General features: G+C 71.7%; 19 protein-coding genes. 10 read left to right on the forward strand and 9 right to left on the reverse strand.

Going from position 1 to position 23,743, the window contains the following annotated elements; translation table 11 throughout:
• Window positions 1-133 precede the first annotated feature (133 nt).
• The gene (gene ileS, locus ACQUSR_RS25290; protein WP_431044906.1) at window positions 134-3,277 is read right to left on the reverse strand and encodes an isoleucine--tRNA ligase; all 3,144 of its coding nucleotides are present in this window, start codon (window positions 3,275-3,277) and stop codon (window positions 134-136) included.
• A 588-nt stretch (window positions 3,278-3,865) separates the two neighbouring features.
• Here ileS and ACQUSR_RS25295 point away from each other — a divergent pair.
• The 5 genes from ACQUSR_RS25295 to ACQUSR_RS25315 all read left to right on the forward strand — a co-directional run bounded on the left by ACQUSR_RS25295 (window position 3,866) and on the right by ACQUSR_RS25315 (window position 7,397).
• Window positions 3,866-4,645 (forward strand): TraR/DksA family transcriptional regulator, encoded by a 780-nt coding sequence (locus ACQUSR_RS25295; protein WP_431044907.1) that lies wholly within the window; start codon window positions 3,866-3,868, stop codon window positions 4,643-4,645.
• Between the two features lie 78 nt (window positions 4,646-4,723).
• Window positions 4,724-5,335, forward strand: coding sequence for a signal peptidase II (lspA, locus tag ACQUSR_RS25300; RefSeq protein WP_431044908.1), 612 nt, complete (start codon window positions 4,724-4,726; stop codon window positions 5,333-5,335).
• An 88-nt stretch (window positions 5,336-5,423) separates the two neighbouring features.
• Window positions 5,424-6,365 (forward strand): RluA family pseudouridine synthase, encoded by a 942-nt coding sequence (locus ACQUSR_RS25305; RefSeq protein ID WP_431044909.1) that lies wholly within the window; start codon window positions 5,424-5,426, stop codon window positions 6,363-6,365.
• The gene (locus ACQUSR_RS25310) at window positions 6,290-6,688 is read left to right on the forward strand and encodes a GNAT family N-acetyltransferase (protein WP_431047829.1); all 399 of its coding nucleotides are present in this window, start codon (window positions 6,290-6,292) and stop codon (window positions 6,686-6,688) included. Before ACQUSR_RS25305 ends, ACQUSR_RS25310 begins: the two co-directional genes overlap by 76 nt.
• A 118-nt stretch (window positions 6,689-6,806) precedes the next feature.
• Window positions 6,807-7,397, forward strand: a complete 591-nt coding sequence (locus ACQUSR_RS25315) for a dienelactone hydrolase family protein (RefSeq protein WP_431047831.1) — start codon at window positions 6,807-6,809, stop codon at window positions 7,395-7,397.
• A gap of 34 nt (window positions 7,398-7,431) precedes the next feature.
• Here the strand turns inward: ACQUSR_RS25315 and ACQUSR_RS25320 are convergent, their stop codons facing one another.
• From ACQUSR_RS25320 to ACQUSR_RS25335, 4 genes are all read right to left on the reverse strand, one after another.
• Window positions 7,432-9,123 (reverse strand): alkaline phosphatase D family protein, encoded by a 1,692-nt coding sequence (locus tag ACQUSR_RS25320; RefSeq protein ID WP_431044910.1) that lies wholly within the window; start codon window positions 9,121-9,123, stop codon window positions 7,432-7,434.
• A 67-nt stretch (window positions 9,124-9,190) separates the two neighbouring features.
• Window positions 9,191-10,024: a thioredoxin domain-containing protein gene (locus ACQUSR_RS25325; protein WP_431044911.1), complete on the reverse strand. Its 834-nt coding sequence runs from the start codon at window positions 10,022-10,024 to the stop codon at window positions 9,191-9,193.
• 66 nt (window positions 10,025-10,090) lie between these two features.
• Window positions 10,091-10,765 (reverse strand): hypothetical protein, encoded by a 675-nt coding sequence (locus ACQUSR_RS25330; RefSeq protein ID WP_431044912.1) that lies wholly within the window; start codon window positions 10,763-10,765, stop codon window positions 10,091-10,093.
• Between the two features lie 104 nt (window positions 10,766-10,869).
• Entirely contained in the window at window positions 10,870-12,210 is a 1,341-nt protein-coding gene (locus ACQUSR_RS25335) for a DUF2252 domain-containing protein (RefSeq protein WP_431044913.1), read from the reverse strand.
• Between the two features lie 211 nt (window positions 12,211-12,421).
• On the opposite strand from ACQUSR_RS25335, the gene dnaE reads away from it, so the two are divergent.
• Window positions 12,422-15,967, forward strand: coding sequence for a DNA polymerase III subunit alpha (dnaE, locus tag ACQUSR_RS25340; RefSeq protein WP_431044914.1), 3,546 nt, complete (start codon window positions 12,422-12,424; stop codon window positions 15,965-15,967).
• A gap of 72 nt (window positions 15,968-16,039) precedes the next feature.
• On the opposite strand, the gene ACQUSR_RS25345 is transcribed toward dnaE, so the two are convergent.
• On the reverse strand, window positions 16,040-16,213 hold the full coding sequence (locus ACQUSR_RS25345) for a hypothetical protein (protein WP_431044915.1): 174 nt from the start codon (window positions 16,211-16,213) through the stop codon (window positions 16,040-16,042).
• Between the two features lie 250 nt (window positions 16,214-16,463).
• Here ACQUSR_RS25345 and ACQUSR_RS25350 point away from each other — a divergent pair, with 250 nt between their 5' ends.
• The 4 genes from ACQUSR_RS25350 to ACQUSR_RS25365 all read left to right on the forward strand — a co-directional run bounded on the left by ACQUSR_RS25350 (window position 16,464) and on the right by ACQUSR_RS25365 (window position 20,655).
• Complete coding sequence (locus ACQUSR_RS25350) at window positions 16,464-17,756, forward strand: NYN domain-containing protein (RefSeq protein ID WP_431044916.1); 1,293 nt, start codon at window positions 16,464-16,466, stop codon at window positions 17,754-17,756.
• Window positions 17,757-17,901: 145 nt separating this feature from the next.
• Window positions 17,902-18,882, forward strand: coding sequence for an ABC transporter ATP-binding protein (locus ACQUSR_RS25355; protein ID WP_431047833.1), 981 nt, complete (start codon window positions 17,902-17,904; stop codon window positions 18,880-18,882).
• 187 nt (window positions 18,883-19,069) lie between these two features.
• Window positions 19,070-19,882, forward strand: a complete 813-nt coding sequence (locus ACQUSR_RS25360; RefSeq protein WP_431047835.1) for an ABC transporter permease — start codon at window positions 19,070-19,072, stop codon at window positions 19,880-19,882.
• 59 nt (window positions 19,883-19,941) lie between these two features.
• Window positions 19,942-20,655 carry a hypothetical protein gene (locus ACQUSR_RS25365; RefSeq protein ID WP_431044917.1) on the forward strand — a complete coding sequence of 238 codons (714 nt, stop codon included), beginning with the start codon at window positions 19,942-19,944 and terminating at the stop codon, window positions 20,653-20,655.
• A 54-nt stretch (window positions 20,656-20,709) separates the two neighbouring features.
• Here ACQUSR_RS25365 and ybaK read toward each other — a convergent pair whose 3' ends face one another.
• The 3 genes from ybaK to ACQUSR_RS25380 form a co-directional block, all read right to left on the reverse strand.
• The gene (gene ybaK / locus ACQUSR_RS25370) at window positions 20,710-21,210 is read right to left on the reverse strand and encodes a Cys-tRNA(Pro) deacylase (RefSeq protein ID WP_431044918.1); all 501 of its coding nucleotides are present in this window, start codon (window positions 21,208-21,210) and stop codon (window positions 20,710-20,712) included.
• 14 nt (window positions 21,211-21,224) lie between these two features.
• Window positions 21,225-21,965, reverse strand: a complete 741-nt coding sequence (locus ACQUSR_RS25375) for an LON peptidase substrate-binding domain-containing protein (RefSeq protein WP_431044919.1) — start codon at window positions 21,963-21,965, stop codon at window positions 21,225-21,227.
• Window positions 21,966-22,080: 115 nt separating this feature from the next.
• Window positions 22,081-23,685: an oxidoreductase gene (locus ACQUSR_RS25380; protein ID WP_431044920.1), complete on the reverse strand. Its 1,605-nt coding sequence runs from the start codon at window positions 23,683-23,685 to the stop codon at window positions 22,081-22,083.
• Between the last annotated feature and the right edge of the window lie 58 nt (window positions 23,686-23,743).

A 23,743-nucleotide genomic window follows, 5' to 3' on the forward strand; every position in this document is an offset into this window, starting at 1 on the left:
TCGGCTACAGCCCGGAAGGTGGGGGTCCCCCGCGCCCCCGGCGGGAGTGGTGCCGGGGACGCGAAGCGCCCGGTTGCCGCCCCCCATCGGGGAACGGCGACCGGGCGCTGTCGGAGAAGGGCGGGTGGGCGGGTTACGCCTTGCGGAGGCGGAAGGCCAGGCCCAGCGCCTCGTCGGTGAACTCCTCGCCGTAGGAGTCGTCCGCCTCGCCCGCCGCCAGGTCCAGCGCCAGCACCTCGTCCGCGATCAGCGCGCTGTGCTCGGACAGCGCCGCTTCCGTCTCGGCTTCGGCCGCGCGCCAGCGCAGCGCGATCCGGTCGGCGACGTCGAGGCCGCTGTTCTTGCGGGCCTCCTGGATCAGCCGGATCGCGTCGCGGGCCACGCCCGCGCGCCGCAGTTCCGGCGTGATCTCCAGGTCGAGGGCCACCGTCGCACCCGCGTCGGAGGCCACCGACCAGCCCTCGCGCGGAGTCTCGGTGATGATGACCTCCTCCGGGGAGAGGCCGACCGTCTCACCGTCGACCACCACCGAGGCCGTGCCCTCGCGCAGCCCGACCGACAGGGCAGCGGCGTCCGCCTCGGCGATCGCCTTGGCCACCGCCTGGACGCCCTTGCCGAAGCGCTTGCCCAAGGCGCGGAAGTTGGCCTTCGCCGTGGTGTCCACGAGCGAGCCGCCGACCTCGCTCAGCGAGGCCAACGAGGAGACGTTGAGCTCCTCGGTGATCTGCGTGTGCAGCTCGGCGGAGAGCGCCTCGAAGCCCGCCGCCGCCACCAGCGCCCGCGACAGCGGCTGCCGGGTCTTCACGCCGGACTCGGCGCGGGTCGCGCGGCCGAGCTCGACCAGCCGGCGCACCAGCAGCATCTGCTGCGAGAGCACGGGGTCGATCAGCTTCTCGTCGACGGTCGGCCAGGTCGACAGGTGCACCGACTCCGGCGCGTCCGGGACGACCGGGGCGACCAGGTCCTGCCAGACCCGCTCGGTGATGAACGGGACGATCGGCGCCATCAGCCGGGTCACGGTCTCGATGGACTCGTGCAGCGTGCGCAGCGCCGCCGCGTCGCCCTGCCAGAAGCGGCGGCGGGAACGGCGGACGTACCAGTTCGACAGGTCGTCCACGAAGGCGGACAGCAGCTTCCCCGCGCGCTGGGTGTCGTAGGCCTCCATGGCCTTGGTGACCTGGTCGACCAGCGTGTGCAGCTCGCCGAGCAGCCAGCGGTCGAGCAGCGGCCGGTCGGCCGGGGCCGGGTCGGCGGCGCTCGGTGCCCAGCCGGAGGTCCGCGCGTACAGCGCCTGGAAGGCCACCGTGTTCCAGTAGGTCAGCAGCGTCTTGCGGACGACCTCCTGGATCGTGCCGTGCCCGACCCGGCGCGCCGCCCACGGCGAGCCGCCGGCCGCCATGAACCAGCGGACCGCGTCCGCGCCGTGCTGGTCCATGAGCGGGATCGGCTGGAGGATGTTCCCCAGGTGCTTGGACATCTTCCGGCCGTCCTCGGCGAGGATGTGGCCCAGGCAGACCACGTTCTCGTAGGACGACCGGTCGAAGACCAGGGTGCCGACGGCCATCAGCGTGTAGAACCAGCCGCGGGTCTGGTCGATGGCCTCCGAGATGAACTGCGCCGGGTAGCGCTTCTCGAAGAGCTCCTTGTTCTGGTACGGGTAGCCCCACTGCGCGAACGGCATCGAGCCCGAGTCGTACCAGGCGTCGATCACCTCGGGGACGCGCACGGCCTCCAGCGAGCAGCCCTCGGCGGTGCAGGTGAAGGTCACCGCGTCGATGAACGGGCGGTGCGGGTCGAGCCCCGACTGGTCGGCGCCGGTCAGCTCGGTCAGCTCGGCGCGCGAGCCGACGCAGGTCAGGTGGTTGTCCGCGCAGCGCCAGATCGGCAGCGGGGTGCCCCAGTAGCGGTTGCGCGACAGCGCCCAGTCGATGTTGTTGCTCAGCCAGTCACCGAACCGGCCGTGCTTGACCGACTCCGGGAACCAGTTGGTCTTCTCGTTCTCGCGCAGCAGCGCGTCCTTGACCGCGGTGGTGCGGACGTACCAGGACGGCTGGGCGTAGTAGAGCAGCGCGGTGTGGCAGCGCCAGCAGTGCGGGTAGCTGTGCTCGTACGCCACGTGCCGGAAGAGCAGCCCCCGGGCGTCGAGGTCGGCGGTGAGCGCCTCGTCCGCCTTCTTGAAGAACTGGCCGCCTACCAGCTCGACGTCCTCCTCGAAGGTGCCGTCGGGCCGGACCGGGTTGACCACCGGCAGGCCGTAGGCGCGGCAGGTCTTGAGGTCGTCCTCACCGAAGGCGGGCGCCTGGTGGACCAGACCGGTGCCGTCCTCGGTCGTCACGTACTCCGCGTTGACCACGAAGTGGGCGTCGTCGATCGCGACGAGGGAGAACGGGCGCTGGTAGGTCCAGCGCTCCATCTCGCGGCCGGTGAAGGTCCGACCCGTGGCCTCCCAGCCCTCGCCGAGGGCCTTCTCCAGCAGCGGCTGGGCCACGACGAGCTTCTCCTCGCCGTTGGTGGCGACCACGTACGTGACGTCCGGGTGCGCGGCGACGGCCGTGTTGGACACCAGCGTCCACGGGGTCGTCGTCCACACCAGCAGCGCCGCCTCGCCCGCCAGCGGGCCGGAGGTCAGCGGGAAGCGGACGAAGACCGACGGGTCCACGACGGTCTCGTAGCCCTGCGCCAGCTCGTGGTCGGAGAGGCCGGTGCCGCAGCGCGGGCACCATGGGGCGACCCGGTGGTCCTGGACCAGCAGCCCCTTGTTGAAGATCTCCTTCAGCGACCACCACACGGAGTCGATGTACTCGGGGTTCATGGTCCGGTACGCGTTGTCCAGATCCACCCAGTAGCCCATACGGGTGGTGAGCTCGGCGAACGCGTCGGTGTGCCGGGTCACCGACTCCCGGCACTTCGCGTTGAACTCCGCGATGCCGTAAGCCTCGATGTCCTTCTTGCCGCTGAAGCCGAGCTCCTTCTCGACCGCGAGCTCGACCGGCAGGCCGTGGCAGTCCCAGCCGGCCTTGCGGTCGACGTGGTAGCCCTGCATGGTGCGGAAGCGCGGGAAGACGTCCTTGAAGACGCGCGCCTCGATGTGGTGGGCGCCCGGCATGCCGTTGGCGGTGGGCGGGCCCTCGTAGAAGACCCACTCGGGCCGTCCCTCGGACTGCTCCAGGCTGCGGGCGAAGAGCTTGCTCTCGCGCCAGAAGTCGAGCACGGCGTGCTCGAGGGCGGGCAAATCGACCTGGGCGGGCACCTGGCGGTACTGCGGCTGCGGACTCATCGGGGTCGTCCTCCGGCGGACACGTCGCTTGTCGTTCCGTCGGAGGGACGAGAGCTGCGCGCTCCCGCGGTACCACCCTCCTTGACCGTGAGCAGCCACGCTCTCGGCCCCCTCATTGGGGTCGCGATGCCGGTTCTACTGGCCCTGGGCGGCCCGTGGGCGGAGCCCACTGCCCAAGACGTTCTTCCGGCGGCTCCGGGGTGATCCTTCACATCGCGCTCGCCCCCGGGCTCGCACCGTCCCCGGGTCGCTCATGGCTGCGTACGACGCTATGCGTCCCCATCCACGCCTTTCGCTGCTCCCCCAAGCTCTCGGCTTCTCCCCCAGCCTTCGGCCGGGAGGTGCCCCCAGAGCAGGGGGTGTCCCCACAGTGTACGGGGCGGTGCCGACAGCGGCCGACCGCTTTTCCGCCGCCGACCGCCGACCGGATTACCGGGCTGGGAGTGGGGCACAACGGATGAGACCGCTTTCCCGTACGAGGAAGCCGGGCGAGTCGGGCGGCGAGCCCCGTTGCCGCGTGCTCGGAGCCGTTTTATCGTTCCGGCACGATTTGCGCGCAAGATCACAATATGTGAAGGGGTCGTGGCCATGGTGGCTAAGAAGACCGCGTCGGCCGAGGAGGCCGCGAAGAAGACCACCAAGAAGGCCACGGCGAAGACCGCTGCGAAGGCTGCTGAGAAGACGGCCGCGACAAAGGCCGTTGCGAGGGCTCCTGGGGAGAAGGCAGCGAAGAAGGCGGCGACGAAGACCGCGAAGAAGGCCGCCCCGGCGAGGAAGACCGCGGCCAACAAGACCACAGCCAAGAAGGCCACAGTCAAGAAGGTCACAGCCAAGACGGCCGCACCCGCCAAGAAGGCGGTGCCCGCGAAGAAGACGGGAGCCAGGACAGTGGCGCTGAAGAAGACCCCGGACGAGTCGGTGGGCACGGACCGCGGCACCGCGGTCCCCCCGGCCCGGGCCGGAGCCGCGGAGCCCGGCGCGCTCGCGGTGCGCCCCGGCGAGGAGCCCTGGTCGGCCGAGGAGGTCGCCGAGGCCCGCGCCGAGCTGAACCAGGACGCCGAGCGGCTGCGCGGGGAGATCCGCGCCTCCGAGGCCGCGGTCGCCGGGCTGATGCGCGACTCGGGCGACGGCGCGGGCGACGACCAGGCCGACACCGGCGCCAAGAACATCACGCGTGAGCACGAGCTGGCGCTGGCCGGCAGTGCCCGCGAACGGCTACGGCAGACGGAACGCGCTCTGGCGCGGCTGGACGCCGGCACGTACGGGCTCTGCGAGAGCTGCGGCAAGCCCATCGGCAAGGCCCGCATGCAGGCGTTCCCGCGCGCCACCCTGTGTGTGGAGTGCAAGCAGCGCCAGGAGCGCCGCTGACCAGTCGTACGGGTGTGCCGTACCCTCGTCCTCATCCAGGCGGCGGCCTGGCACGGACGCGGACGTTGAGGGACTCACGTGACAGAGGCGGAGCAGGCCATCGGTACGCCAGACCCCGAGCAGAGGGACAAGACCGACGAGGCCGGGGCGGCGGGCACCGCCGAGCGGACCGTCCCGGGCGACGCTGACCCGGGCGCGAGCAGGGGCAGGCGGCGCATCGCGGTGCTGCTCGCCGTGGCCGCCTTCGCCTACGTGCTCGACCTGACCAGCAAGCTGTTCGTCGTCGCGGAGCTGGAGCACCACGCGCCCGTCAAGGTGGTCGGCGAGTGGCTCCAGTTCGAGGTGATCCGCAACCCGGGCGCGGCGTTCGGCTTCGGTGAGGCGATGACCATCGTCTTCACGGTGATCGCCACCGCCGTGATCGTGGTGATCGCGCGGCTCGCCCGCAAGCTGTACAGCGTCCCCTGGGCCATCGCGCTGGGCCTGCTGCTCGGCGGCGCCCTGGGCAACCTCACCGACCGCATCTTCCGCGCCCCCGGCGGCCTGCAGGGCGCGGTCGTGGACTTCATCGCGCCCGCGCACTTCGCGGTCTTCAACCTCGCCGACTCGGCGATCGTCTGCGGCGGCATCCTGATCGTGATCCTGTCCTTCCGCGGCCTCGACCCCGACGGAACCGTCCACCGGGACTGAGCGGGAACGGGGCGCCGCCGCCGTCCGCGGGGCCCGCCGCCTGTGGACGGAGGTCCGGGCGGATTCCCCGTTGCGGCATACTCGACGGGTGAGCACGATTCCCGAGATCCGTACCCTGCCCGTGCCCGAGGGCCTCGAAGGCGAGCGCGTCGACGCCGCGATAGCCCGTATGTTCGGCTTCTCGCGGACGAAGGCCGCCGAGCTCGCCGCTGCCGGAAAGGTCCAGGTCGACGGCAGTGTCGCCGGAAAGTCCGACCGGGTCACCGGCGGCGCCTGGCTCGAGGTCGAGATGCCGCAGGCCGCGCCGCCCGTGCAGGTCGTCGCCGAGCCCGTCGAGGGCATGGAGATCGTGCACGACGACGACGACATCGTGGTGATCGTCAAGCCGGTCGGGGTCGCCGCGCACCCCAGCCCGGGCTGGACCGGCCCCACCGTGATCGGCGGACTGGCCGCCGCGGGCTACCGCGTCTCCACCTCCGGCGCCGCCGAGCGGCAGGGCATCGTGCACCGGCTGGACGTCGGCACCTCGGGGCTGATGGTCGTCGCCAAATCGGAGCGCGCGTACACGCTGCTCAAGCAGCAGTTCCGGGAGCGTACGGTCGACAAGCGCTACCACGCGCTGGTGCAGGGCCACCCCGACCCGCTGAGCGGCACCATCGACGCGCCGATCGGCCGCCACCCCACCCACGACTACAAGTGGGCGGTCACGGCGGAGGGCAAGCCCAGCGTCACGCACTACGACCTCGTGGAGGCGTTCCGCGCCGCCAGCCTCCTCGACATCAAGCTGGAGACCGGCCGTACCCACCAGATCCGCGTGCACATGGCGGCGCACCGGCACCCGTGTGTGGGCGACCTGACCTACGGCGCCGACCCCACCCTGGCCAAGCGGCTGAAGGTCTCCCGCCAGTGGCTGCACGCGGTGCGCCTCGGCTTCGAGCACCCGGCCGACGGCCGCTGGGTGGAGTTCGAGAGCGCTTACCCCGACGACCTGCAAGGCGCGCTGGACCGGGTGCGGGCGGAGAGCGCGTAGTGCCGTCCGAGTGCGCCGCCCCGTACGAGATCTCGGTCGTGCGGGACGGCGATCTGGCGGGCTGCCACACCGGCATCGACGGCCGGACCACGGCCGTCCTCGGCCGCCTCGCCGTCGGCCGCGCGGCCCGCGGTACGGGGCTCGGGGCGCTGCTCGTGCGGGCGGTGGAGGCGGAAGCCCGGCGGCTCGGCCTCGCCGAGGTCTACCTGGAGTCGCAGACGCATGCGCTGGGCTTCTACGAGAAGCTGGGCTACAGGGCGTACGGACCGGAGTTCGACGAGGGCAGCGGCATCCCGCACCGGGCGATGCGCCGGACGCTCTGACGGGCGCGCGGTCCGGGGCGCGCGGTCCGGTGGGAGGACGCGCGGCCCGGTGGGAAGTGGCTGTCAGAGGTAGCTGGCACGATGGGATCACGTGCCCCATCGACAGGAAGTGACAGCTGTGGCGGCCTCCGCGAACACCTCGACGATCGTTCTGTTCCATTCCGCTTACGGGCTGCGCCCGGCCGTCCACGCGGCGGCCGACCGGCTGCGCGCCGCCGGGCACGAGGTGCATGTGCCGGACCTCTACGAGGGGCGCACGGCGGACACCGTCGAGGACGGCATGGCCATCAAGGAGGAGATCGGCCAGGAGGAGCTGCTGAAGCGGGCGATCATGGCCGCGGCCCCGCTGTCCGAGCGCGGTGTGGTGTACGCGGGCTTCTCGCTCGGCGGATCGATCGCGCAGAACCTCGCGCTGGGCGATGAGAAGGCGCGCGGTCTGCTGCTTCTGCACGGCACCTCGGACCTCGCGGAGGACGCGGAGACCGACGGCCTCCCGGTCCAGCTGCATGTCGCCGACCCCGACCCGTTCGAGCCGCACGACTGGCTGAACGCGTGGTATCTGCGGATGCGGCGCGCCGGGGCGGACGTGGAGGTCTACCGCTACCCGGGCGCCGGGCACCTCTTCACCGACCCGGACCTGCCGGACTACGACGAGGAGGCCGCCGAGGCCACCTGGCAGGTGGCGCTCGGCTTCCTCGCCGACCTGTAGCGCGCCCGCGTCACGGGGCGGGCCGGTCCGTCCGTCACCGCACGGGCTGGTCCACGCGCTCCACTCGCTGGGTGCCCGACCGTGTGCGGTACGAGCGCGCCCAGGCGGAGGCGGCATCGGGATCGGTCTTGTCCGACACCGTGAAGTAGTCCATCTGCGTCCGCTCGGCGGTGACATCGAGCACGCCGTAGCCGTGCCCGTCCATGTCCAGCCACTTCACATGGCGGTTGGCGGCCTTGATGGCGACCTCCGCGACGCTGGAGAGCGTGTCGGGCGCCACGTGCAGCAGGTCGTCGATGTTGTCCGAGGTCACCGAGGTGACCACGAACTCCGTCGCGGCCGACGCGGACAGCGGGTACGTGGCGGCCTTCACCGGCACGTCGTTGGCCCACGCCATGTGGATGTCACCCGTGAGGAAGACGGTGTTGTCGATGCCCCGCTGGGTGAGATGGGCGAGCAGCTCGCGCCGGTCGTCGGTGTACCCGTCCCACTGGTCGACGTTGATCGCCAGCCCTTCCTTGGGGAGCCCCAGCAACTCGGCGAGCGGGCCGAGTAGATGGGCGGGCACGGAGCCGAAGGCGACCGGCGTGATCATCACCGAGGTCCCCACCAGCCGCCACTTGGCGTCCGACGCGGCCAGCCCCGCCTTCAGCCAATCGAGCTGGGCGCGCCCGGTCATCGTCCGGTCCGGGTCGTCCACCTCGCCGCTGCCTACGGACGCCTGCTCGGAGCGGAAGGAGCGCAGGTCCAGCAGGTGCAGGTCGGCCAGCGAGCCGAACCGCAGCCGCCGGTAGGTGGTGCCCTCGATGGAGGGACGCACCGGCATCCACTCGAAGTACGCCTGCTTGGCGGCGGCCACTCGCCGGGCCCAGTCGCCCTCGGCGCCGTCCGTGTGGTTCTCCGCGCCGCCCGCCCAGGCGTCGTTCGCGAACTCGTGGTCGTCCCAGATCGCGATGACCGGGTGCGCCTGGTGCAGCGCCTGGAGGTCGGCGTCCGTCTTGTAGTGGCCGTGCCGGGTGCGGTAGTCGGCGAGGGTGGTGATCTCGTGAGCGGGGGAGTGGGCCCGGACGGTGTACTTCGCCTTCGGGTACGCGCCCGTGCCGTACTCGTAGATGTAGTCGCCGAGGTGCAGCACGGCGTCCAGGTCGCGGCGCGCGGCCAGGTGGCGGTAGGCGGAGAAGTACCCGGCCTCCCAGTTGGCGCAGGAGACCACACCGAACCGGACGGCGGCCGCGGCCGCGTCGTGCGCCGGTGCGGTACGGGTGCGCCCCGCCGGCGACTGCGTCCCGCCCGCGGTGAAGCGGAAGAAGTAGTCGGTGGCGGGCCGCAGTCCGCGCACATCCGCCTTGACGGTGTGGTCCGAGGCGGCGGACGCCCGCACGGTGCCGCGCGCTACGACCCGCCCGAACGCCTGGTCCTCGGCCACCTCCCACGACACATCGATCTGCGCACCGCGCCCCGACCCGGGCTCGGCGCCGGGCTCCGGGGTGACGCGGGTCCACAGCAGGATCCCGTCGGGAAGCGGGTCACCGGAGGCGACACCGTGCGCGAACGCGGGGCCGGAGCCGTCGGCGCGCGCGGTGGCGGCGCCGGTGGCGAGGGGCAGTACGGCTGCGGCAGCGGCGGCGGCCGTGACGGCACTGCGGCGCGATATGCGCGGTCTGGAGGAGTCGTGGGAGGTCACGGCCGCAGACCTTACTGGCAAGTAAGGGAAGTGAACAGGCATACGGGCGGGCGAACCCCAAGAGTTCGCCCGCCCGTTGCCCAGGCGCCACGAACGGCGCCGGAATGACCTACTTCTTCAGTTCCTTGTCCACCGCGGCGGTGAACGCCTCGGGGGCGAAGCTGTCCAACTTGATCAGCTTGCCGTTGACCTTGAAGTTCGGGGTGCCGCGGATGTCCTTCACCTCGTTGAAGGCGTCGCCCATGGCCAGCGCCCACTTGTCGTAGGTGCCGTTCTTCACCGCCTTCTCGAAGGCCTTGTTGCCCTTGAGGGCCTTGACGTCCTGCGCGATGTCGATCAGCTTCTCGTCGTCGGAGTACTGGTCGTCGTCCTCCGCGGGGTGGTTCTCCGCGGAGAAGAGCGCCTCCTTGTACTCAAGGAACGCGTCCGGGCTGACGTCCAGAGCGGCGCCCAGCGCACTCAGGGCGTTCTTCGAACCCGAGCCCGAGATCTGCTTGTTGTCGTCCAGGAAGGCGCCCATCGTGAACTGCGCCTTGTACGTGCCGTCCTTGATGCCCTTCTGGAGGGCCTCGCCGGACGCCTGCTCGAACTGGGCGCAGACCGGGCAGCGCATGTCCTCGAAGACCTGCAGCGTGTTCTTGGCGTTCTTGTCGCCGATGATGACAGTGGTGCCCTTGTCACCGCTGGTGTTGGCGGGCTTGACGAAGGTCTTCGCCTTCGCGTCGGCCTTCCAGTCGGCGTTGCTCACCTTGACGTTCTTGCTGCCGCTGTTCATGTTGCTGAGCGCGAAGCCGATGCCGCCGGCGACGGCGAGGACCACCAGGATGGAGGCGCCGACCGTCAGCTGGCGGCGCATCTTGTCCTTCTTGGCCTGGGCCTCGCGCTCCGCGCGCAGCCGCTCCCGCGCGGCCTGCTTGTTGGCCTGGCTGTTCCGGTTGCTCATGATCTTCTTCTCCGTCGGAAAGTGGTTCGGTGAGGGGTTAACGCTGTACTCGGCCGGCCGGATACGTCAGATGGCCGGAGCCGGGCACGGCGGACCTCGCCGTACGACGGAGTGCACCAGGAGCGGGAGGGCGCGGGGTGTCCGGGGGCGCCGGATGAAGCCCACGGCGGGACGGCGGGGTGCGACGGCGGCGGAGACCGCCGCCACCGCCACCAGCAGCGGCCGGAACGTGAACGCGGCGATCGCGCCCAGCAGGCGGGCCAGTGCCGCCTCGCCCCGCCGCAGCCAGGCGGCGGCGAGCAGGCCGATCACGACGTGGGCGGCCAGGAGCAGCCAGGGCGACACACCCATGACCGCGCCGGGTACCGCCGTGGGGCTGGAGACATGGGCGAGCGGCCCGCCGACGCTGCCGCCCGAGCAGGCGAGGTCGACGCCGACGAAGCGCAGCGGCCCGGTCACCGGGCCGCCGGTCGGTCCGTAACAGGTGTGCTGGCCGGTGGTGAAGGCCGTGTCGGCGGCCAGCTCCAGCGGCACCAGGAGCGCGGCGATCTGGCCGAAGCCGCGTTCCCGGCCCGCCAGGGCGTAGGCGATCACGAAGACGGCGGCGCACATCCCCGCGACGACGGTCACCGGGAGCGGCATCCCGGACAACAGGACGTGCGACGCGGCGGACAGCGTCATGCACAGCGCGGTGAAGAGCGCCGCGCGTGCCGCCCGCAGGTGAGTCGCCGAGATGTCCATCGGCGCAGAGTGTGCCACGAGAACCTGTAGGCGTCGCGTCAAGATTCGGCATCCGGCGCGGCGCCCGCCCCGGCTCCGCGGCTACAGGCTGGGCCGCACGCCCCTCACAGGCCCGGGATGCGGCCGTTGCGGAACAGGTCCACGAAGAGCTGGTGGTCGGCCCGCGCCCGCGCCCCGTAGGAGTGCGCGAAGTCCACCAGCAGATCGCCGAAGCCGTCCTCGTCGGCGGCGATGACGGCGTCGATCGCCCGCTCGGTGGAGAACGGCACCAGCGAGTGGCCGCTGGTGTCGTCGGCGGCCGCGTGCATCGTGGCGGTGGCCCGCCCCAGGTCGGCGACGACCGCGGCGATCTCGGCGGGGTCGTCCAGGTCGGACCAGTCCAGGTCCACCGCGTACGGCGAGACCTCGGCGACCAGCTGGCCCCGGCCGTCCAGCTCGGTCCAGCCCAGCCACGGGTCCGCGTGCGCCTGGAGGGCGCGCTGCGAGATGACCGTGCGGTGGCCCTCGTGCTGGAAGTAGGCACGCACCTGCTCGTCGGTGATGTGCCGGGAGACCGCCGGGGTCTGCCCCCGCTTCATGTAGATCACGACGTCGTTCTCCAACGCGTCGCTGTTGCCCTCCAGAAGGATGTTGTACGAGGGCAGGCCCGCGCTGCCTATGCCGATGCCGCGGCGGCCCACGACGTCCTTGACCCGGTAGGAGTCCGGCCGGGTCAGGCTCGACTCGGGAAGCGTCTCCAGATAGCCGTCGAAGGCGGCCAGGACCTTGTAGCGGGTCGCGGCGTCCAGCTCGATGGATCCGCCGCCGGAGGAGAAGACCCGTTCGTGGTCGCGGATCTCGGTCATGGTCTCCAGCAGCCCGAAGCGGGTCAGGGAGCGGGCGCTGTGCAGCGCGCCGAGCAGTGCGCCGTCGGCGGTGTCCAGGGTGAACGGCGGCACCTCGTCGTGCTTGGCCCCGGCGGCCAGCGCGTGGATGCGCTCGCGGTAGGCGGCGGCGTACGTCCGCACCAGCTCGGTGATCTTCTCGTCGCTGAGCGCCTTGGTGTAGCCGATCAGCGCCACGGAGGCGGCGAACCGCTTGAGGTCCCAGGTGAACGGCCCGACGTACGCCTCGTCGAAGTCGTTGACGTTGAAGATCAGGCGGCCCGTGGCGTCCATATAGGTGCCGAAGTTCTCCGCGTGGAGATCACCGTGGATCCACACCCGGCTGGTGCGCTCGTCCAGGTAGGGACCGGTGTCGTTCTCCCCGGCCCGCTCCAGGTCGGAGTAGAACAGGCCGGCCGTGCCCCGGTAGAAGGCGAAGGCCGAGGCGGCCATCTTCCGGAACTTCACTCGGAACGCCGCCGGATCGGCGGCGAGCAGCTCTCCGAAGGCGGTGTCGAAGACGGAGAGGATCTCCTCTCCGCGCTGGTCGGCGTCCTTCTCGCGGACGTGCAGGTCCGACATCGCGCGTGGCCTCCTGAGGTACGAGTGCGTGGGACGGGTGTTCCCCCGCTACAACGGGTGAGGCTACCTCCGAGTGCCCGGGCGCTGTCAGTGCGGAGAGGTAGTCTTCAAAGCTGTCTCCCCAGCCGTCATCGAGTGCCCGCCCGTCGCCCGGCCGCCGCCCCTCATCGAGGCGCTTCGCGCCGCACAATCCACCTGGAGGACTTCCGTCGTGGCAAAGAAGCCGTTCACGCACCTGCACGTGCACACCCAGTACTCGCTGCTGGACGGTGCCGCGCGGCTCAAGGACATGTTCCAGGCGTGCAACGAGATGGGCATGACCCACATCGCCATGTCGGACCACGGCAACCTGCACGGGGCGTACGACTTCTTCCAGCAGGCCACGAAGGCCGGGGTGACGCCGATCATCGGCATCGAGGCGTACGTGGCGCCCGAGTCCCGGCGGTACAAGCGCAAGGTCCAGTGGGGCCAGCCGCACCAGAAGCGCGATGACGTCTCGGGTTCGGGTGGTTACACCCACAAGACGATCTGGGCGGCGAACAAGACAGGACTGCACAACCTCTTCCGGCTCTCCTCCGACGCGTACGCCGAGGGCTGGCTGCAGAAGTGGCCCCGTATGGACAAGGAGACGATCTCCCAGTGGTCGGAGGGCCTGATCGCCTCCACCGGCTGCCCGTCCGGCGAGGTGCAGACCCGGCTGCGGCTCGGCCAGTTCGACGAGGCCCTGAAGGCCGCCTCCGAGTACCAGGACATCTTCGGCAAGGGGCGCTATTTCCTGGAGCTGATGGACCACGGCATCGAGATCGAGCGCCGGGTCCGGGACGGGCTGCTGGAGATCGGCAAGAAGCTGGAGATCCCGCCGCTGGTCACCAATGACTCGCACTACACGTACGCGCACGAGGCCGGCGCCCACGACGCCCTGCTGTGCATCCAGACCGGCAAGAACCTCTCCGACCCGGACCGCTTCAAGTTCGACGGCACCGGCTACTACCTGAAGTCGACGGACGAGATGTACGCCATCGACTCCTCGGACGCCTGGCAGGAGGGCTGCGCCAACACCTGGCTGGTCGCCGAGCAGGTGGACACCGCCGGCTGGTTCGACAAGCGCGACCTGATGCCCCGCTTCGACGTCCCCGAGGGCTACACCGAGGTCACCTGGTTCCAGGAGGAGGTCAAGCGGGGCATGGCCCGGCGGTACCCGGGCGGGGTGCCGGAGGACCGCCAGCGGCAGGCCGACTACGAGATGGACGTCATCATCCAGATGGGGTTCCCCGGGTACTTCCTCGTCGTGGCCGACTTCATCATGTGGGCCAAGGACAACGGCATCGCGGTGGGCCCCGGCCGAGGCTCCGCGGCCGGTTCGATCGTCGCGTACGCCATGGGCATCACCGACCTCGACCCGATCGAGCACGGCCTGATCTTCGAGCGGTTCCTCAACCCCGAGCGCGTCTCCATGCCCGACGTCGACATCGACTTCGACGAGCGCAGGCGCGGCGAGGTCATCCGGTACGTGACCGAGAAATACGGCGCCGACAAGGTCGCCATGATCGGTACGTACGGCACCATCAAGGCCAAGAACGCGATCAAGGACTCGGCCCGCGTCCTGGGCTACCCGTACGCCATGGGCGACCGGATCACCAAGGCGATGCCCGCCGACGTCCTGGGCAAGGGCATCCCGCTCTCCGGCATCACCGACGAGAAGCACCCCCGCTACAGCGAGGCGGGCGAGGTCCGGGGGATGTACGAGAACGAACCGGACGTGAAGAAGGTCATCGACACCGCGCGCGGCGTCGAGGGCCTGGTCCGGCAGATGGGTGTGCACGCGGCCGGCGTGATCATGTCCAGCGAGACGATCACCGACCACATCCCCGTCTGGGTGCGGCACTCCGACGGCGTCACCATCACGCAGTGGGACTACCCCACCTGCGAGTCGCTCGGCCTGCTGAAGATGGACTTCCTCGGCCTGCGCAACCTCACGATCATGGACGACGCCGTCAAGATGGTGAAGGCCAACAAGGGCGTCGAGCTGGAGCTGCTCTCCGTCCCGCTGGACGACCCCAAGACGTACCAGATGCTCTGCCGCGGTGACACGCTCGGCGTCTTCCAGTTCGACGGCGGCCCGATGCGCTCCCTGCTGCGCCAGATGCAGCCCGACAACTTCGAGGACATCTCCGCCGTCTCGGCCCTGTACCGGCCGGGCCCGATGGGCATGAACTCGCACACGAACTACGCGGAGCGCAAGAACGGCCGCCAGGAGATCACCCCGATCCACCCCGAGCTCGAGGAGCCCCTGAAGGAGACCCTCGGCCTCACCTACGGCCTCATCGTGTACCAGGAGCAGGTGCAGAAGGCCGCCCAGATCATCGCCGGGTACTCGCTCGGCGAGGCCGACATCCTGCGCCGCGTGATGGGCAAGAAGAAGCCTGAGGAGCTGGCGAAGAACTTCGGCATCTTCCAGGCGGGCGCCCGTAAGAACGGCTACTCGGACGAGGCGATCCAGGCCCTGTGGGACGTGCTGGTCCCCTTCGCCGGATACGCGTTCAACAAGGCGCACTCCTCCGCGTACGGACTGGTCACCTACTGGACCGCGTACCTCAAGGCGAACTACCCCGCGGAGTACATGGCGGCGCTGCTGACCTCCGTGCGCGACGACAAGGACAAGTCGGCGGTCTATCTGAACGAGTGCCGCCGCATGGGCATCAAGGTGCTCCCGCCGAACGTCAACGAGTCCGAGGCGAACTTCACGGCGCAGGGTGACGACGTGATCCTCTTCGGTCTCACGGCGGTCCGCAACGTCGGTCAGAACGTGGTGGATTCGATCATCCGCTGCCGTAAGTCGAAGGGGAAGTACAACTCCTTCCCCGACTACCTCGACAAGGTCGAGGCGGTCGTCTGCAACAAGCGCACCACCGAGTCGCTGATCAAGGCGGGCGCGTTCGACGAGATGGGGCACACCCGCAAGGGCCTCGTGGCGCACTACGAGCCCATGATCGACAATGTGGTCGCGGTGAAGCGCAAGGAGGCCGAGGGGCAGTTCGACCTCTTCGGCGGCATGGGCGACGACAGCGGTGGGGACGACGGCCCCGGCTTCGGTCTCGACGTGGAGTTCTCCGACGTCGAGTGGGACAAGTCGTATCTGCTCGCCCAGGAGCGCGAGATGCTCGGCCTGTACGTCTCCGACCACCCGCTGTTCGGCATCGAGCACGTCCTCAACGACAAGAGCGACGCCGCCATCGCACAGCTCACGGGCGGTGAGCATGCCGACGGTGCCATCGTGACCATCGGCGGCATCATCTCCGGCCTCCAGCGCAAGATGACCAAGCAGGGCAACGCCTGGGCGATCGCCACCGTCGAGGACCTGGCCGGCTCCATCGACTGCATGTTCTTCCCGGCCACCTACCAGCTGGTCTCGACCCAACTGGTCGAGGACGTCGTGGTCTTCGTCAAGGGCCGCCTGGACAAGCGGGAGGACGTGCCGAGGCTGGTCGCGATGGAGCTGATGGTCCCGGACCTGTCCGAGGCGTCCGCCAACGCCCCGGTGACGATCACCATCCCGACGGTCAAGGTCACCCCGCCGCTGGTCGAGAAGCTCGGCGAGGTGCTCACCCACCACCGCGGTTCGACCGAGGTGCGCATCCGGCTGCAAGGAGCGCGCAAGACCACGGTGCTGCGGCTGGACCGGCACCGGGTCACCCCGGATCCGGCGCTGTTCGGCGACCTGAAGGTGCTGCTCGGCCCGTCCTGCCTGGCCGGCTGATCCGCCCCTTTTCCGCGAAAGGAGGGGCGCGCCCGACCCGGGCGCGCCCCTTCAAGCATTCGGCGAGGCCGATCAGTTGTGGCCGAACTTCTTCTGCCGGCCCTTGCGGGCCTGATCCATCGGCGACGGCGACGACGACGGGTCCCCTGACTCCGGCGCCGGGCCCCGGCGCTCGTGCTCGCGGCCCCGCTCGGCGGTACTGCGGGTGGCCGGCTCCTTGCGTTCCCGGTTCTTGTTCTTGGCCATGGCTGTTCTGCCTCCCGGTGAGGTCGGTTCCCCGGAAGACACAGTGACACGACAGAACGTAACGTGCATTTCGGGCAATTACCGTGAGTGAGAGAGGCGCATGACGGGTAGGCCGTATCCGCCACGCCGTTGATCCAGTTCGGACAGGTAACTCCCCTGCGGTCGGGCAGACTCGAAGCGAAGCCGAAGAGCACCGGGCACCGTGGTGCCGGGGGGAGCGCACGTCCGGACGTCAGGGAAGAGGTGGAACGTGGACCGCTGCGTCGTCCTGGTGGACGCCGGTTATCTGCTGGGCGCCGCCGCGAGCCTGCTCGCCGGAGAACCCGCCCGGTCCCGCATCTCCGTCGACCACGCGACCCTCATCCAAGGGCTGCGGGAGCGCGCCGAAGCGGAGACCGAACGCCCGCTGCTGCGGATCTACTGGTTCGACGGCGCGCCCGACCGGGTGCCCCAGCCCGAGCACCGGAGGCTGCGCGTCATGCCGCGGGTCACCGTCCGGCTCGGCGCCCTGACCCGCAGCGACGGACGCTGGGCGCAGAAGGGCGTGGACGCCGCCATGCACGCGGAGCTCACCGAACTCGCCCGCAACCGCGCCTGCTCCGACATCGTGCTCGTCACCGGCGACGGCGACCTGCTGCCCGGCCTGATGGACGCCAAGGAACACGGCGTCGCCATCCACCTGTGGGCCGTCCAGGCCGCCGACGGCGATTTCAACCAGTCCGAGGACCTCGTCGCCGAGGCCGACGAACGCCGTGTTCTGGACCGTTCCTGGATCACCCGGGCGGTGCGGGCCAAGGAGTACCCGGCGCCCTGCACCTCCGCGCCCGGCACCCGGCCCGAGATCGCCGCGATCCTCTCCGCCCCGCTGCCGGAGACGGCCGCCGCCACGGTGCCGGGGGACCAGGGCCCCGCCCGCAACGGCACCGCCCGACCAGCCGACCCACCGGGCACCGCGGAGCCCGGGACCGCCGCCCCCGAGCGCCCCGGCGACGGCACCGACGCGGCCGACGCGACCGACGCGGGCGCGGCGGCGGCCGCGGGCCGCGGCGTACCCACGCCCAAGGACCTGGCCGGCCTGGGCCGCGGCCCCGCCGGGCAGCCCGGGCCGCAGCCCGCCCCCACCGCGACCCTGCGCTGGTCCTCCGACCGGGGCTGGGTCGACCGCGGCGCCGGTGCGGGCGAGCCGCCCGAGACCGCCGCGCTGCCGATGCTCGCCCAGCTCACCACGGCCGAGCAGCGCTGGGCCGACCGCGAGGAGGACATCACCGCCGTCAGCGGCGACCCGTTCGAGGTCGGCCAGGTCTTCGCACGGCGCTGGACCGAGCGGCTCTCCGAGGCCGGCCCGCTGCACCAGCTGTCGACGGAGTACCCGCGCATCCCGCACCGCATCGACGGCGAGCTGCTGCGGTACGCCGCCCGTTTCGGGCTGCTCGCGCACAAGGACGACCAGATCGACGAGCACGACCGGTACGCGATCCGGGCGGGGTTCTGGCGCGAGATCGACAGCCGCACGGCGACGGAGCGCGCTCCCGTGGGGGACTAGCGGCGGCGCGGCGGCGTCCGATGCCGCCGGGGAAGGACACCGCGGCGGAGCGCAACCCATGCCCCGAAGCCGAGCGGTGGCGAAAGGGCGCGTACCCTCGTAGCTCGTGAGGACGGGCGCGAAACAGGCGACAGGCGACGGCGCGGTGTGCAGTGTGCGCGGCCTGGTCAAGACCTACCCGGCCGCCCGGCCCCGCCGCGGCGTCCCGGCCGCGCCCGCCGTGCGGGCCAGCGACGGCATCGACCTCACCGTGGGCCGCGGCGAGGTCTTCGGGCTGCTCGGCCCCAACGGCGCCGGGAAGACCACCCTCGTACGGCAGCTCACCGGCCTGCTGCGGCCCGACGAGGGCAGCGTCGAGGTCCTCGGCCACGACCTGGTCCGCCACCCCGAGCGCGCCGCCCGCCTCGTGGGCTACCTCGGCCAGGAGTCCACCGCGCTCGACGAACTGACCGTCGCGCTCGCCGCCGAGACCACCGCCCGGCTGCGCGGCCTCGACAGCCGTGCGGCCCGCGCCGAGCGCGACGCCGTCCTGGACGAGCTGGGGCTGACCGAGCTGGCGGGCCGCCCGCTGAAGCGGCTGTCCGGCGGCCAGCGGCGGCTGGCCTGCGTGGCGGCGGCCCTGGTCGGGGAGCGGCCGCTGCTGGTGATGGACGAGCCGACCGCCGGCATGGACCCGGTCGCGCGCCGCGCCGTGTGGTCCGCCGTCGACCGGCGGCGCGCCGAGCGGGGCACCACGGTGCTGCTGGTCACCCACAACGTCATCGAGGCCGAGACCGTCCTGGACCGGGTCGCGGTGCTGGAGCGCGGCAAGGTCATCGCCTGCGACACCCCGGCCGGGCTCAAGGCGCTGGTCGCCGACGAGGTCCGGGTCGAGTTGGTCTGGCGCGACCAGCCGCCGCTGCACGTACCCGAGGTCGCCGCCCTGCGGGACAGTGCGCGGGCCGCCGGGCGGCGCTGGCTGCTGCGCCTCGCCCCGGAGGAGGCGCGCGCCGCCGTCGCCGCCGTGACCGGCGGCCCGGCCTTCGCCGCCCTGGACGATTTCACGCTCACCACGCCCAGCCTGGAAGATGTCTACCTGGCACTGGGTGGCCGTACGGAAGGGACGGAGGGGCTGGTGAAGGCGTGATCCGCCACCGGATGATCCGTCGCCGGGCCCAGGGCCCGGGGCCCGGCGGCCGGCCGGTGACGACGCCGTGCGAGGGTATCCGCCGGCGTCGTACCCGTGCGGCGGCCGTCGTGGCCGTGACCTCCCCCCGACTCCGTCCGGGGGAACCCCCTGCGAAGAGGAGCCGCGCAACGTGACTGCTGTGTCCCTGGAGACCGCCGCGCCGCGCGGCGATTCCCGGCCGGGGCCCTCGGACCCCGCAGCGCCCGCCCCGCTCGCGGCCCGCGCGCGACTGCTGCCCGCGCTCGGCGCTGTCTACCGGGCACAGCTGTCCCGGGCCCGGGTGGCCCGGATCCCGCTGCTGTTCGTGGCCACCTTCCAGTCCATCGGGATCATGGTCCTGATGCGGGGCGTGGTGGACGGCGGCAGCGAGGCACGGGCCGTGGTCGCCGGATCCAGCGTGCTGGTCGTGGCGTTCGTGGCGCTGAACCTCCTGGCGCAGTACTTCGGCCAGCTGCGGGCCAGCGGCGGTCTCGACCACTACGCGACGCTGCCGGTGCCGCCCGCCGCCGTGGTGCTCGGCGCCGCCGCCGCGTACGCCTCCTTCACCGTGCCCGGCACGATCGTCACGGCCGTGACCGGCAGTGTGCTCTTCGACCTGCCACTGAGCCACCTGTGGGTCCTGGCGGCGGTGATCCCGCTCTCCGGTGCCGCCCTCGCCGGGCTCGGCGCCGCCCTCGGCCTGCTGGCCCCCCGCCAGGAGCTGGCGACCCTCTGCGGCCAGCTGGGCATGTCCGCCGCGCTCCTGCTCGGGGTGCTGCCCGCCGACCGGATGCCCGCCGCGGTGTCGTACGCGCGCGATCTGCTGCCGTCCACGTACGGTGTGGAGGCACTGGCCCGGTCCTTCGACGCCCAGCCCGACTGGCTCGTGGTCGGTGCCGATCTGGGAGTGTGCGCGGCGGTCGGAGCCGTCTCGCTGGCGGCGGCGACCTGGGCCTACCGCCGGGCGGCGGTGCGGTGACGTACCCCAGTGGCCCTCCTGCCGACCTGCCCACGCCGCCCACCTGGCACGATGACGGGGTGACCGCACCGTTGACGCCGCACGACAAGCCCACGCCCGGACCGCAGCCGTCCGGACCCGAGCCGTCCGGGGGCTCCGCCCGCCCCGCCGCCGGACCGGAGGGTGGCACCGGGGACCGTGGCCGCGCCGAGCTGCTGGAAGCGGTGCTCGTGGCGCTGGCCGTCGCGGTCTCGGGGGTGCTGCTGGGGCTGCTGTGGCTGTGGCTTGCTCCGCGTGTCCCGGCCGTCTGGGACGGCCAGAGCCGTGTCTGGCTGAGGGAGTCCGAGGCCGAGGACGCCATCGGTGCCGACGGCGTCTTCATCCTGCTCGCGCTCGGCATGGGCGTGCTGTCCGCGGTCGCCGTCTTCCTGTTCCGGCGGCGCGGCGGCGTGCCGCTGGTGCTCGGGCTGGCGGTGGGCGGTGTGCTCGGCTCCCTGCTCGCCTGGCGGCTGGGGGTGTTCCTCGGCCCCGAGACCGACGTCGAGAAGCACGCGCGCGAGGTCGGTGCGGGCGTGACGTTCGACAAGCCGCTGGCGCTGGGCGCCAAGGGCGCGCTGCTGGCCTGGTCGGTCGCCGCGATGGCCGCGCATCTGGCGCTCACCGGGCTGTTCGGGCCACGGGACCCGGAGCCGACGGCGCACCCGGCCGCACGGGACGGCATCCCGCCACGGGACGACAGCCCGCCGCAGGGTGGCGTCCCGCCGCGGGACGACGCCCCGCCGCCCGCGAACTGATCGGCAGCCGGCGGCCAGTCCCGGAGCATCGGCCGGGACAGCGTGCGAACTGCTTCAGAAGCGGGCGATCGGCGCGATCACCGCTTCGGTGAGCGTCGCGAGATCGGCCGGGGCCAGCTCGACCTCCAGGCCCCGGCGCCCGCCCGAGACACACACCGTCTGATGGCCGGACGCGGACGCGTCCAGCGCGGTGGGCAGCCGCTTGCGCTGGCCCAGCGGGGAGATCCCGCCCCGTACGTATCCGGTCGTGCGCTCGGCCGCGGCCGGGTCGGCCATCACCGCGCGCTTGCCGCCCACCGCCGCCGCCAGCGCCTTCAGGTCCAGCTGGGCCGACACCGGCACGATGGCGACCGTCAGCGCGTCGTCCACCGCGGCGATCAGGGTCTTGAAGACCCGGCCCGGGTCGACGCCCAGCGCCTCGGCCGCCTCCGTCCCGTAACCGGGAGCCGCGGGGTCGTGCTCGTAGGCGTGCACGGTGAAGGCGGTACCGGCGGCGGCGAGGGCCACCGTCGCGGGGGTGCCGCCCCCGGACTGCTTCTTGGACTTCCTGGCCATGGCGCCGCCCGGTGTCAGTTGGGGCTCGTCGGGTGCTGCGTGTGCTCGGTGAGCGGCAGCGACGGGAGCTTACCGATCACCGCGGTCTCCGCGCGCAGCAGTTTCAGTTCGTCCGCCAGCCGCGACGCGGTGTCCGGCGCCTGGAGCAGCCGCTGCTTCGTGGGGTTGTCCAGCATGGCGGCCGCCGCCACCAGATAGGACAGCACCGACGGCTCACCTGGCAGTTCCTGCTCGGCGGTCAGGGTCCGCTCCCGGGCCCCGGCCAGCCGCTTCTGATACGTACGGAAGGCCCGCAGCACGCCCGCAGCCAGCGCCCCGGCGCCGTCGCCCTCCTCCTCCGGCAACTCCTCGACCTCAGCGGTCAGATAGGGGCCGGAGGAGTCCACGGACAGCAGCCGGAAGCGGGTCGTGCCGGTGGCCAGCACCTCGAACGTGCCGTCGTCGCGCGCGCGGATCGTCGCCGCGTCCGCCACGCACCCCACGTCGTGGAAGGCGCGCATCGGGTCGGCGCCGAAGCCCGCGGCCGCGCCCTGCTCCGGCATGGCGGTCGGGTCCGGCAGGCCGGGCGCGGTCTGCGCGACCTCACGTCCGTCCCGGATGGCGACCACACCGAAGCGGCGCGGCGCGTCCTCGGGCAGCGCCGCCAGATCGCGCATCAGGGCGCGGTATCGCGCCTCGAAGACGTTCAGAGGCAGCACCAGGCCCGGGAACAGCACGGTGTTCAGCGGGAAGAGCGGGAGACGGGGGGAGGTCACGGCCGCTCATCGTAGTGCCCCTTCCCCCGGCCGGGGTTCCTGACCGGGACCTGAGACCCGCGAGCCCGGCCCGCGAAGGCCCCGCTCCGGGCGCAGGACCCGCCCCGAGCCCCCGCTACTGGCGGCGCAGCAGCCGGGACGCGCCCGCCGCCACCGTCGTGGCCAGGATCCAGCCGAGCACGATCAGCATCGCCGCCGCCCACTGGGCCAGGCCGTCCGGCCGCCAGTAGCTGTCCTGGCCGAGGTCGATGACCGGCAGCAGCAGATCCAGGGTGTAGAGGAACGCGTTCCAGTGCGGCGCCTCGCCGGGCTTGATCGCCTCCGGCGGCCGCTGGGTGAAGAAGACCGTGCCGACCGCCCACAGCACCGCCATCCACACGGCCGCACGCCCGGGCCGGTACCCGTACGCCACCGTCCAGTCCTGGAGATATCCCCACAGCTTCGCGCCCACCGGCAGCGTCTCGCGCCGCCGCCGCTGCTTGGCGAGCAGCACCTCGCGGGCGTCCGCGTCCTCCCCGCTGGTGCGCAGGGCGGTCGCCAGCATCTCGTACGGATCGGGGGAGTACTCCGGCGTCGCCGCGGCCACCCACTCCAGGCGCCGCGACAGCGGGAAGTGGCCGCGCGGGATGAGGTGCTCGTACGCGAACCCGGCCATCGCCAGACCGCCGGGGCCCGGCCAGCTCACCGACTTGTCGACGAGGTTGACCACCTTGGCGCCCGACAGGATCACCCGGCCCTTCTCCGGGCGCTCCCCGAGGAAGCGCAGCTCGGGCGTCTGGACCCGGCGCAGCGACACCTCCTGGTCGTTCTCCAGGGTGAAACGGGCCTGTTCGAAGTCGATGGCGTCGCCGAACCGCCCGTCGTCCAGCCGCACCCCGCCCTCGCACTCGAAGCGCTGGATACGGGTGCCGCGGGTGGGCGTGCTGGCGGAGATGCCGTACGGCGGGGTCGTGCCGTTGGAGAACGGCGAGCCGCTGACCCCGGCGGCCGTCAGGTACAGGGTGCGCTCCACCGTCAGCTGCGGGGCGTTCAGCGCCCGCCCTCCATAGGGGTTGCGCAGCCGGCTGCCGCGCAGGCTCAAGGAGACGCCGATCTGCGCGCCGCGCATGCTCAGCTCGCCGTACGACTCGATCATCTCGGCCTGGAAGTCCTGGGCCACGGTCAGCCCGTCGGCGGTGATGGACCGGCCGCGCCGGTCCCGGCGCACCACCAGCTGGTTGAGGAGTAAGTCCGTGCCGATGTGGGCGTCGGTGAGCCGGATGCCGTTCTCCACCACGCAGCGCGGCAGGTGCAGATCGCCCTCGGTGTGCAGCCGGGCCGCCTCGATCCTGGGCACCGCGCAGCCCACCAGCCGCAGGGTGGAGAAGCGGGCCTCGGGGAGCAGCAGCTCCTGCTCGAAGCGGCAGTTGCGCATCTCCACATACGGGTCTATCGCGCCGCCGGCCAGATCCAGCGTGCCGGTGATGTGCACTCCGTTGAGCTTGAGCGCGGCGACCCGGCCGGGCTGCGGCGACGGGCCGTTGAGCAGCAGCAGGGCGACCACCCGGGCGCGCACACTGCGCTCCGGACCCCACGCGTGCGGGCCCGCCGGATCGTTGCGCTGCGGGTGCGGGGTGCGCAGATCGAGGGTGCTGCCGTTGCGGAAGGCCTGCCACATCCCCCATTCGGGGGTCGTCAGATCGAGTCCTTCGGGCGGATCGCCGTCGTGCGGCTCGGTCACAGCCGTGCCCCCTCCCGTACTCCGTACGCCCCGCACGGATCCCCATTCCCGCTGAGTA

Source organism: Streptomyces sp. P1-3 (genome assembly GCF_050613155.1).
GTDB lineage: Bacteria > Actinomycetota > Actinomycetes > Streptomycetales > Streptomycetaceae > Streptomyces.